This window comes from Rhodococcus sp. RCBS9 (assembly GCF_029457415.1).
Taxonomy (GTDB): Bacteria; Actinomycetota; Actinomycetes; order Mycobacteriales; family Mycobacteriaceae; genus Rhodococcus_F; species Rhodococcus_F qingshengii.
The window spans coordinates 4550035-4558010 of the sequence record NZ_CP120422.1 but is presented as its reverse complement, the minus strand read 5'-3'; the positions used below and the strand labels follow the sequence as shown (position 1 = coordinate 4558010).

The 7976-nt window shown below is 63.9% G+C and carries 7 protein-coding genes; all 7 read right to left on the bottom strand.

Features of this window, described 5'->3' with window-relative positions:
* Positions 1–457: 457 nt before the first annotated feature.
* Genes P0M12_RS21540 through P0M12_RS21510 form a run of 7 tightly spaced genes read right to left on the bottom strand, consistent with a single transcriptional unit; the run spans position 458 to position 7970 of the window.
* Positions 458–1063: a 3-oxoacid CoA-transferase subunit B gene (locus P0M12_RS21540; RefSeq protein WP_039973146.1), complete on the bottom strand. Its 606-nt coding sequence runs from the start codon at positions 1061–1063 to the stop codon at positions 458–460.
* A gap of 41 nt (positions 1064–1104) precedes the next feature.
* Complete coding sequence (locus P0M12_RS21535; protein WP_007730192.1) at positions 1105–1860, bottom strand: CoA transferase subunit A; 756 nt, start codon at positions 1858–1860, stop codon at positions 1105–1107.
* 3 nt (positions 1861–1863) lie between these two features.
* Complete coding sequence (locus tag P0M12_RS21530) at positions 1864–2691, bottom strand: CoA ester lyase (RefSeq protein WP_003942031.1); 828 nt, start codon at positions 2689–2691, stop codon at positions 1864–1866.
* Positions 2688–3176, bottom strand: coding sequence for a MaoC family dehydratase (locus P0M12_RS21525; protein ID WP_054186882.1), 489 nt, complete (start codon positions 3174–3176; stop codon positions 2688–2690). Before P0M12_RS21525 ends, P0M12_RS21530 begins: the two co-directional genes overlap by 4 nt.
* Positions 3173–4336: an acyl-CoA dehydrogenase family protein gene (locus P0M12_RS21520; RefSeq protein WP_007730190.1), complete on the bottom strand. Its 1164-nt coding sequence runs from the start codon at positions 4334–4336 to the stop codon at positions 3173–3175. Before P0M12_RS21520 ends, P0M12_RS21525 begins: the two co-directional genes overlap by 4 nt.
* Positions 4336–6375, bottom strand: a complete 2040-nt coding sequence (locus P0M12_RS21515; protein ID WP_042453639.1) for an acetyl/propionyl/methylcrotonyl-CoA carboxylase subunit alpha — start codon at positions 6373–6375, stop codon at positions 4336–4338. Before P0M12_RS21515 ends, P0M12_RS21520 begins: the two co-directional genes overlap by 1 nt.
* A gap of 5 nt (positions 6376–6380) precedes the next feature.
* Positions 6381–7970, bottom strand: coding sequence for a carboxyl transferase domain-containing protein (locus P0M12_RS21510; protein WP_007730188.1), 1590 nt, complete (start codon positions 7968–7970; stop codon positions 6381–6383).
* Positions 7971–7976 lie beyond the last annotated feature (6 nt).

The window sequence follows — 7976 nt, the reverse complement described above, 5'->3', positions numbered from 1 at the left end:
GCCCACAGCCTCTCTTCCACACCATTGCGCACCCGTGCGAGCCGAACGTCCGATTCGCAGCAGCTACCGACCTCATCCAACCTCGACGAGCCAGAACCACCCATTGTCTCCGATACATAGGTGACAAGAGAAATCCATACCCCGGTGTATCGACGGTTTTGTTGCAATTCGTTACAAATCGCCCAGCTCATCTACCCCCCGATCGCATTGCCGAAACGCACCGTTCAGACGCGGCGCGCGACACCTCTCCCCCTGGGACAATCAATTGCAACCGACGATCTACACCCCAATCCACATCAGTCACCTCGGACAATTTACAGGGCCGCCGGGTACTGGGTGTCTGAGCTCGAACAAGATTCGACAGTCGCTGATCGAGACTATCGGTACTCGCCGACAGACCGACGAAAGAACGCGCCGACCAGCGGTCGGCGCGTTCTTCGATTTACGGTACGAAGCTTCAGGAAAAGCCCACACCAGTCACACTCTTCAGGTGCTCGCTGCTGACCCCTGGAGCCAGCTCCACAAGCTGCAGCCCGTCCGCGGTGACGTCCAGCACTGCCAGGTCGGTGATGATCCGGTTGACGACGCTCTGACCGGTAAGCGGCAGCGTGCAGGCCTCGACGATCTTGGGATTGCCGTCGCGGTCGGTGTGCTCCATCACGACGATGACGCGGCGGGCACCGTGGACCAGGTCCATCGCCCCGCCCATGCCCTTGACCATCTTGCCCGGCACCATCCAGTTGGCAAGGTCACCGGTCTTCGATACCTGCATCCCGCCGAGCACCGCGGTGTCGATGTGACCACCGCGGATCATGCCGAAGGAGAGAGCCGAGTCGAAGAACGCGGCGCCTGAATTGACGGTGACGGTTTCTTTACCGGCATTGATGAGGTCAGCATCGACCTGATCATCGGTCGGATACGGTCCGGTACCGAGGATGCCGTTCTCGCTGTGGAGGACCACCTTGACGCCCTCGGGCAGGTAACTGGGGATCAGCGTCGGCAGGCCGATGCCGAGGTTGACGTACTCCCCCGGCCGCATCTCGGCGGCAGCGCGAGCGGCCATCTCGTGGCGAGTCCAACCGATACGGGTTTCCTCTGCACTGGTCACTTGGTGCCTCCTGAGACGGTCCGCTTCTCGATCCGCTTCTCCTGTGGGCCTGTGTGTACGACGCGCGCGACGAACACTCCAGGTAGGTGCACGTGCGCGGGGTCGATGTCGCCCGGCTCGACGAGGTTCTCCACCTGCGCGATGGTGATCCGGCCGGCCATGGCAGCAAGCGGGTTGAAGTTCATCGCCGTCTTGTTGAAGACGAGATTTCCTTCGGTGTCACCGTAGTCCGCATGCACGAGCGCGAAGTCAGCGGTGATCGCCTCTTCCAATACATACGTGCGGCCACCGAACACTGCCGTCGCCTTCGGTGGCGACGCCACGGCGATCGAACCGTCCGGGTTGTATCGCCACGGCAAGCCGCCCTCGGCGATCGGGGTGCCGACGCCGGCCGGAGTGTAGAACGCCGGGATGCCGGTACCGCCTGCTCGCAGCCGCTCGGCCAGCGTCCCCTGCGGCGTCAACTCCACTTCGAGCTCACCGGCGAGATACTGGCGCGCGAACTCCTTGTTCTCCCCCACGTACGACGCCGTCACCCTGGCGATCCGGTGCGCGCCGAGCAGAATGCCGAGACCGTAGTCGTCGACACCGCAGTTGTTGGAGAACACCTCGAGATCGGTGGCGTCGCCGTCGGCGATCGCCGCGATCAGTGCGTCGGGAATACCGCACAGCCCGAAGCCGCCCACTGCGAGCCTGGATCCGCTCGCGATGTCGGCAACTGCCTCAGCTGCCGTATTCACGACTTTGCTCATCCGTTAGTTCTCCTTCTGCTGAAAGATTCCGGCTCGGTGAAGAAGCTTCTCGGCGTGACGGAGAACGGGAGCGTCGACCATCTTGCCCTCGAACGCGAACACACCACGTTCAGTAGACACCGCGGCAAGCACTCGTGTGGCCCAGTCGATCTCTTTTTCCGAAGGTGCGAAGGCCCCGCGGATGACCTCGACCTGACTCGGATGGATCGCAACCTTCACGTCGAAGCCGACTGCGACGGCATCAGCGGACTCGACGCCCAGGCCGACGAGGTCCTTGATGTCGAGGTACACGGAATCGACAGCCAACCGGCCGTAGCTCTTCGCGGCCAGGAGAGACGTCGATCGGACGTGCTTGGCAACGTCGCGGTACGAACCGTTCGGGTGCCTGCTCGAGTTGCCGCCGAGACCGGCAACAAGATCCTCGGCTCCCCACATGACACCGATGGCGTTCGCAGCAAGCGCGATGTCGGCCACGGCGAGGGCTCCTCGCGGGGACTCGACGAGCGCAACCACGTCCGCCGGTGCGAGCGAGAGGACGTCCTCGGCCGATTCGCACTTGGACAGCATGAGACGCGAATAGTGTGTGCCGTCCAGCGCGATCAGATCGAGTTCGTGATCAGGCGTACCGACCGGATTGACGCGCACGACCGTCCGCTCCGGATCGAGAGGCGTGTCGATCAGGGCTGCACGTGCGGCTTCCTTGTCGGCCGGAGCCACACCGTCTTCGAGATCGAGGATCACGACGTCGGCAACAGCCGCGGCCTTCGCATAGCGCTCGGGACGATCCGCCGGGCAGAACAACCACGCCGGCCCCGGCGGTGTCCACGTCATGAGGACACCTCTGCCGGACGCAGTTGCACCAGTGTCTTGCGCGTGGCCAGTGCGACGACGTCACCGTGCTGGTTACGCCCGGTGTGCACGAGCGTCACGATGCCTTCACCTTGACGGCTCTTCGATTCGCGCTTGTCCGCGATGAGCGTCTCGGCATACAAGGTGTCGCCGTGAAAGAGCGGCTTCGGGAAGCTGATCTCGGAGAAACCGAGGTTCGCCACGATGGTGCCCTGCGTCAACTGCGCGACGGACAGGCCGACGATGGTCGACAGGGTGAACATCGAATTGACCAGCCGCACACCGAATTGAGTGTCCTCGCTGTACGCGGCATCGAGATGCAACGCCTGCGTGTTCATGGTCAAAGTCGTGAACAGGACGTTGTCAGCCTCGGTCACCGTCCGGCCTGGGCGATGCTCGTAGATCGCGCCGACCTCGAACTCCTCGAACCAGAGCCCGCGCTGAGTGATCTTCTTGGGGTTCGTCACAGCCCTGCCTCACGAGCGATGAGCATCAACTGCACCTCGGTCGTTCCCTCACCGATTTCGAGGATCTTGCTGTCACGGTAGTGGCGCGCGACGGCGTACTCGTTCATGAAGCCGTATCCGCCGTGGATCTGCGTGGCGTCACGGGCGTTGTCCATGGCAGCTTCGGAGGAAATCAGCTTGGCGATAGACGCCTGCTTCTTGAACGGCTTGCCCGACAACATGAGTGCGGCCGCGTCGTAGTACGCGGTACGTGCGACGTGGGCACGAGCCTCCATACGCGCGATCTTGAACGCGATGGCCTGGTTGTGTCCGATGGGGCGACCGAACGCCTCGCGTTCCTTGGCGTACTTGATCGACTCGTCGACGCAGCCCTGGGCGGCACCGACGCTCAACGCGGAAATAGCGATGCGGCCTTCGTCGAGGATGCGCAGGAAGTTCGCGTAGCCGCGGCCGCGCTCACCGAGCAGATTCTCTTCGGGGACACGAACATCGGCGAACGTGAGCGGATGGGTGTCGGATGCGTTCCAACCGACTTTGTTGTACGCCGGTTCGGCCGTGAAGCCGGGCGTCGTGGTCGGCACGAGGATCGTCGAGATCTCCTTCTTGCCGCCGTCCTTGACACCCGTGACCGCGGTGACCGTCACGAGCTTGGTGATGTCGGTGCCCGAGTTGGTGATGAACTGCTTGTTGCCGTTGATGATCCACTCACCGCTGTCGAACTTCGCGGTGGTCTTGGTTCCGCCGGCGTCGCTACCCGCACCGGGTTCGGTCAGGCCGAAGGCAGCCAACGACTTGCCGCTGGTGAGCTGCGGAAGCCACTCCTGCTTCTGTGCCTCGTTACCGAAACGGTAGATCGGCATGGCACCAAGGGACACACCAGCTTCGAGAGTGATCGCGACGCTCTGGTCGACCTTGCCCAGCTCTTCGAGCGCCAGGCAGAGTGCGAAGTAGTCGCCGCCCATTCCGCCGTACTCCTCGGGAAACGGCAGGCCGAACAGTCCCATGTCGGCCATCCCGGCCACTACCTCGTACGGGAAGGTGTGGTTGGCGTCGTGCTCGGCAGCAACCGGTGCCACTACGGTCTTCGCGAAATCCGCAACCGTCTTGGCGAGCTGCTGGTATTCGTCCGGAAGCGCTCCGGTGGCAAGGTAATCGGACATCAGGCGTCTTCCTTCTGCGTCGTGTTCTCGGTCTTTACTTCTGCAGTCTCTTCGTCCGCGACAGGTACCACGCGGGCCAGAACCTGATCCACCATCACCTGATCGCCCTGACGGACAAGCACTTCCACGATCCCGTCGATCGGGGACGTCAAGGAGTGCTCCATCTTCATGGCCTCGACCACGACGAGTGGTTGTCCCGCGCTCACTGCCGCGCCGTTCTCGACGTTGACTGCGATGACGGCACCGGGCATGGGGCTGGCGATTTCGGCGTCACCGGCATGCTTGTCCTCACCGCGAACGCTGACTTCGGCTACCTCGCGCACGTGCCAGGTTCCGCCGCCTGCCAGCCACAGACCGCCATCGGTCTGGGCGACGACAAACGTGCGTCGACGTCCGTCGATCACCACCGCCAGTTCGGATCCCGTCAGGGTCGCGCTGAATGCGCGAGGCTGTGAACCTTCGACCTCGACCTTTGCATCCGCGGGAACGCCGACGATCGCAACGTGCGCCGTTCGGGTGCCGGCGGAGAGCCTGATGCTGGTCGGAGCGGGAGTTCCGACGCGCCACCCACTCGGGACGTCCCAGGGATCAACGGATTCCGAAGTTGTCCACCGCGAGAGCCAGCGATACGCCGCGGCAGCAATGAGTACCTCGTCGGAGGCGTCGGCTGCGACAAAGTCTTCGACGCGACGATCGAGCAGACCGGTGTCGAGGTTGCCCGCGATCACATCCGGATCAGCGAGGAGGAACCGTGCGAATTCGATGTTGGTCACGACTCCGAGCACTGCGGTGTCACCGAGTGCGCGATCGAGCTTGCGCAGTGCGCCCGCGCGGTCGGGAGCGTGGGCGATGACCTTGCTGAGCATCGGGTCGTAGTCACTGCCGACGACGGTGCCCGCGAGCAGTCCGGAATCGACGCGCACGCCGGAACCTGACGGCTCGACCAGATCGACGACGCTGCCGCCGGTCGGCAGGAATCCACGGCCCGGATCCTCCGCGTACACACGAGCTTCGATGGCGTGCCCGGTCAGCGTGATGTCACTCTGGGAGAAGGCCAACTTCTCCCCTGCTGCCACACGGACCTGCCATTCGACCAGATCCAGTCCGGTCACCATTTCGGTGACGGGATGCTCGACCTGCAGTCGGGTATTCATCTCCATGAAGAAGAACTCGTCCGGCTTGTCGGCGGAGACGATGAACTCCACGGTGCCGGCGCCGGTGTAATCGACGCTTCGAGCGGTGTTGCAGGCTGCCGCGCCGATCCGGTCACGGGTCACCTGATCGAGCAGCGGCGACGGAGCCTCTTCGATGACCTTCTGGTGACGCCGCTGCAGGCTGCATTCGCGCTCACCGAGGTGGACGACGTTGCCGTGCTGGTCGGCGAGAACCTGGACCTCGATGTGCCGGGGCCGCAGGACGAATCGCTCGAGGAACAGGGTGTCGTCGCCGAACGACGACGCGGCCTCACGACGGGCACTGCGAAGAGCCTCGGCCAGGTTGGCCGGATCCTCGACCAGGCGCATTCCCTTGCCACCGCCGCCTGCCGAAGGCTTGACCAACACCGGGTAGCCGATGTCCTCGGCCGCTGCGATCAGTTCTTCGTCGGTCAGATTCGGGCGAGCGATACCCGGGACCACCGGCACGTCGAACGCGGCAACCGCATTCTTCGCGGTGATCTTGTCACCCATCACCTCGATGGCGTGCTCGGAGGGGCCGAGGAAGGCGATTCCGGCAGCCGCACAGGCAGCCGAGAATGCCGAGTTCTCCGACAGGAAGCCGTAACCGGGGTGAATACCCTGAGCACCGGTGGACTTGGCAGCGTCGATGACCTTGTCGATGACGAGGTAGCTTTCACGCGCCGCGGCCGGTCCGATGTTGACGGCAGTGTCGGCCTCGCGGACGTGGCGAGCATTCGCGTCGGCGTCGCTGTAGACGGCGACGCTGCGAATTCCCAACTCACGCAACGTGCGGATCACGCGAACCGCGATCTCACCGCGGTTGGCCACGAGAACAGTATCGATAGTGCGCAACTCAGTCATTTCGCTCACATCCGGAAGACGCCGTAGGAGACCGGCTCGATCGGCGCGTTCGCGCACACCGAAAGGGCCAGGCCGAGAACAGTTCTGGTATCTGCGGGATCGATGACACCGTCATCCCACAGCCGCGCAGTGGAGTAGTACGGATTGCCCTGAGCCTCGTACTGCTCGCGGATCGGCGCCTTGAAGGATTCTTCGTCCTCGGCCGACCACGGATTACCCGCGCTGTCGAGCTGCTCGCTACGAACCGTCGAGAGCACCGAAGCTGCCTGCTCGCCGCCCATGACCGAGATGCGCGCGTTCGGCCACATCCACAGGAAGCGAGGTGAATACGCGCGTCCACACATGGAGTAGTTGCCGGCGCCGTACGAGCCGCCGATGACAACTGTCAGCTTGGGGACCCGCGCACACGCGACTGCCGTGACCATCTTGGCGCCGTGCTTGGCGATGCCGCCGGCCTCGTAGTCGCGTCCCACCATGAAGCCCGCGATGTTCTGCAGGAACAGCAGCGGCACACTGCGCTTGTCACACAGTTCGATGAAATGTGCTCCCTTCATGGCGGATTCGCCGAAGAGCACGCCGTTGTTGGCGATGATGCCGACCGGGTGGCCCTCGATGTGCGCGAAACCGGTGACGAGCGTCTTGCCGTATTCAGCCTTGAACTCCTGGAACGCGCCACCGTCGACGAGCTTGGTGATGACCTCGTGCACGTCGTACGGAGTACGGGGATCAGTCGGAACGACGTCGTACAGCTCGCTCTGATCGGCGACGGGCGGAACCGTGGAGATGACGTCCCACGGGCGCTCGGACCGGGGGCCGAGCGTGGCAATGATGTTGCGCACGATCCGAAGTGCGTCGCGGTCGTCCTCGGCCAGGTGGTCGGTGACGCCGGAAACCTTGGAGTGCAGGTCGCCGCCGCCGAGCTCTTCCGCCGTCACGATCTCGCCGGTGGCTGCCTTCACCAGCGGCGGGCCGCCGAGGAAGATGGTGCCCTGGTTGCGGACGATCACTGCTTCGTCGCTCATCGCGGGCACGTAGGCGCCGCCCGCGGTGCACGAACCGAGAACCGCGGCGATCTGGGGAATCCCCTTGGCGCTCATGGTCGCCTGGTTGTAGAAGATCCGGCCGAAGTGCTCACGGTCCGGGAAGACCTCGTCCTGGCGCGGCAGGAAGGCGCCGCCGGAGTCGACGAGGTAGATGCAGGGAAGGTTGTTCTGCAGCGCAACTTCCTGCGCGCGCAGGTGCTTCTTCACCGTCATCGGGTAGTAGGTGCCGCCCTTGACCGTCGCGTCGTTGGCAACGATGACGCACTCGCGACCCGACACACGACCGATACCGGTGATGACGCCGGCGCCCGGGCACTCGTCGTCGTACAGGCCGTTGGCCGCCAGTGGGGACAGCTCGAGGAACGGGCTGCCCTGGTCGAGCAGCGAGTCGACGCGATCTCGCGGCAGTAACTTCCCTCTGCTCACGTGACGCTCGCGAGAGCGCTGGTTGCCACCCAGCGCTGCTTGCGCCAGTTTCTTCTTCAGTTCGTCCACCAGAACGGTGTGATCGGACCGGTAGCCCGATCCTTGCGTGATTCCACTGGGAGTCATCCCGCC